Source organism: Streptococcus sp. WM07 (genome assembly GCF_004570525.1).
Classification (GTDB): Bacteria; Bacillota; Bacilli; order Lactobacillales; family Streptococcaceae; genus Streptococcus.
In genome coordinates, this window is record NZ_SPPZ01000096.1 from 1 (window position 1) to 2,548 (window position 2,548).

A 2,548-nucleotide genomic window follows, 5' to 3' on the forward strand; every position below is an offset into this window, starting at 1 on the left:
GGAATCAATTCCTTGCCTCATATCTGTTTTACCAGTTATCAAATGAACCCGACCTAAATCGCATAAATTTATCCTAGTGAACGAGCGAGAATCTACCATATCAATCTCCATCCTGATGATTTATAAGTATAGCTAGATTTCTAGTTCGGTTAAAGATACCTTGTTATTGGGCGCTTACGCTTTTTGATACTTAAGTATGTCAAAGTAAGCCCAAGCTTATCACTTATTTCGGACTTCCCAATCTTTCTTATAAATCTAAAATGGTGAAATTCCTTAGCTGTCCCATATAATCGCTCAATTATCTCTTCCCTCCACATGAACGAGTGTTAGCTTAAACATAACTAGGCCTCTTTAGTTCTCAGTATTTTCTCCATCTCCACTATATGCCTTCAGATTAGAAAAAGCCTCTAGAATAGCTAATCTAGAGACTTTATCTACAATCTAATAAAGTAAAATATCTTGCTTTTGTCTTACTCACCCAAACCATCACGATCATAATAAATCCCTTGGGGATCAATGCCTTTAGTTTTGAGTAGATCTGTGACGGTCACAAATTCATAGCCCTCTTCCTTTAGATAATCAATAACTGCCGGTACAGCATCAATTGTTTCTTTATGAATATCATGCATAAGGACAATACCACCAGGTCGCGCATAGGTCTTAACTTGTTCCAAAATCATTTCTGGATTGTGGTTCTGCCAGTCTAAAGTATCTACGGACCACAGAATTGTCGGTAAACCTGCATACAGTTGAGTCTGAGCTGTATAATTTCCAAACGGTGGACGGAAGAGTTTGGAATCAATTCCCGTTGCCCGTTTAATCTCACTCTGAGTCTCACGAATCTCAGCCAAAGCACTATCTGTTGTCATCAGTTGCAGATTCGGATGGTTGAAGGTATGGTTAGCAACTTCTGATCCTTGCTTGTTCATCCGTCGAAGAATCTTTTCATTTCCCGCTACATTTCGTCCAAGAACAAAGAAGGTTGCAGGAATTTCTTCCTTCTCTAAAATGTCCAATAACTTAGGTGTCAGCTGGGTATCTGGCCCATCATCAAAGGTAAGAGCTATCACTTTCTTGGTTGAGGGAGCTGTATAATCTTGGTAGGATTCCGCATCCGCCCCTTTAAGCATATCTGGATTGATGACATCAAACAAGATGGTTAAAGGCACCGCCACCTGCTTAACCTCCCCGACAGTCTGAGGGAGTTGAATCCAGAAGCTCTTTTTATCATAGTAGAAATCCCAATCTGCCAAGTCTGTGTATTGTAAGCTTTCAATCACTTCTGCCACTCGATCAGCATTTAAATTCTGGGATAGAAGGTTGGCCTTAATCATATCCAACATTTTTGAGTGGGCTGCTTCCGGATCTTGGAAGAGCTGATCCAAGCGAAGTTGTTCACCTTCATCTGTATAGTAGTAAGAAGCGAGAGTTGTTTCTTTCTCAGTTCCTACATAGGTTGGGGAAACAGGATACTCCCTTTTCACCAGCTTAATCTGCTGGGGATTGACAAAAGCCCCTTCTTCTTTATCCACTAGATAAAAAATCAAAGCATTCAAATCCTTATCCTCACCTTCAGGATTCAAGGTCTGAGTGTCCGCTAAAATTAAATCTTGAATTTGCTGATTGGTGCTGGCTTCTAGGTTACTAGGGTAATAAGCTACCACTTCAGCCCGACCAATACGACCGTACTGCTTGGCACTCTTGGACTTCTTGGCCAAGGCTGCATTTTCCTGCTTAAGTTGTTCAATCTTGGAGGACGCCTGCCACCGATCAAACTGCTCGGGAACCATCGGGAGGAGCAACAAAGCAGCTACCAACATTCCCAGAAATAATACAAACATCAACCAATTCTTTGGACTAATCTTTCTCACAAATCAAACCCTCACTCTTAGTTTCATAACCTCTATTGTACGATAGATAGAGGTAATATTCAAATGATTCTAGAAAAAACCGATAACATACTCCTCCTTCTTGTTTACAAGATGAGTACATCGTAAATATAGAGAGTTAGGAATCAGATTTTAAACCGTTATAAATATAGACGACTGCCTTCACAGCTATCCATTCTACAGTAGTCTCCGTAATAATCCAAACCTAATCCTCTACAACTACATCTTCACATCTGTACTTAGCTTATCTCCAACTAATGTCAAAATCGGCCTGCTTGAAAATGTTCCGATTCATGACTAGGAAAAACAGTGAAAATACAGTCAGCATTTATCAAAGAACCTTGTTAAGAACAGATTCTGAGATTTTATGAGAACTAATTAGCTTCATGTGTTTCTCTTACTATTATACTTAACAAAAAACAAAAATAGCTGTATACTATAAGGTATGAAAGTCGAACTAAATGAATATCAAATTAGCGAATTGAAGCAAGCCCTGAAAGATAAAAAGAATGCACAGCACCATAGGAAAATTCAAGCTCTCATTCTCTACTCTGAATGTCAGAATTTAACAACAGTAGCTAAATCAGTAGGTTTTGTTCATCAAACTGTACGAAACTTATTGAACCGTTATCTAGAAGGAGGTTTAGAGGCACTCCTTA

2 protein-coding genes are annotated in these 2,548 nt (G+C 39.2%); one reads left to right on the forward strand and one right to left on the reverse strand.

What is annotated here, in order from left to right; genetic code table 11:
• Positions 1-470: 470 nt before the first annotated feature.
• Positions 471-1,841, reverse strand: coding sequence for a polysaccharide deacetylase family protein (locus tag E4T71_RS08400; RefSeq protein ID WP_135038874.1), 1,371 nt, complete (start codon positions 1,839-1,841; stop codon positions 471-473).
• A 493-nt stretch (positions 1,842-2,334) separates the two neighbouring features.
• On the opposite strand from E4T71_RS08400, the gene E4T71_RS08405 reads away from it, so the two are divergent.
• Positions 2,335-2,548: helix-turn-helix domain-containing protein (locus E4T71_RS08405; RefSeq protein ID WP_135038875.1), on the forward strand; the 214-nt coding region annotated here is incomplete at its 3' end.

Excerpts from the sequence above, each read along its gene's own strand:
- E4T71_RS08400 (WP_135038874.1), bottom strand. The coding sequence starts at position 1,841 with ATGTTTGTATTATTTCTGGGAATGTTGGTAGCTGCTTTGTTGCTCCTC.